This window comes from Vibrio sp. YT-19(2023) (genome assembly GCF_033337395.1).
This window is the reverse complement of record NZ_JAWOQN010000871.1, coordinates 1-572: the sequence shown is the minus strand read 5'-3', so window position 1 is coordinate 572 and position 572 is coordinate 1. Positions and strand designations below refer to the sequence as shown.

1 protein-coding gene is annotated in these 572 nt (G+C 46.9%); it reads left to right on the top strand.

Annotated elements, in window-relative coordinates; genetic code table 11:
• Positions 1 to 2: 2 nt before the first annotated feature.
• Positions 3 to 572, top strand: a 570-nt coding sequence (locus tag R7E78_RS28920) for a pirin family protein (RefSeq protein ID WP_318058990.1), incomplete at its 3' end; no start/stop codon positions are given.

The following is a 572-nucleotide window of genomic DNA, read 5'->3' as shown; positions in this document are numbered from 1 at the left end:
TGATTCCATCGCAACCTACCGCTGACGGAGATGGTGTTAAAATTCATCGAGTTGCAGGTTTTAACAACACGAGCTTTTCACCATTTTTAATGATGGATGAGCTGAAATCCGATCAACGTTCTGACTACATTGGTGGCTTTCCTCCTCATCCTCATCGTGGGATTGAAACGCTGACTTATATGCTGAAAGGTCATTTTCAACATCGTGATCACATGAACAATGTCGGCGAATTGCGTTCAGGTGGTGCACAATGGATGGCGGCAGGTCGCGGAGTAATACACAGTGAAATGCCAATTATGCAAGACGGTGAACTGCATGGTTTTCAGATATGGATTAATCAACCTGCCAACGACAAAATGAAACCCGCTCAATACCACGATTTTCAACCAGAGACGATCACGGAATTTGACACTGCAAAGACAGGGCTTGTTCGTGTCATTGCTGGTGAGTTGATGATTGCGGGAGAACGAATTGTTGGGCCGTTGACTCAAACTGGTGTTGTGGCAACTGTTGCTGACTGGCGGCCTCGTAGAGGAGCCACGCTTGAGCTAGCTTTGGACGCTGACCATAAC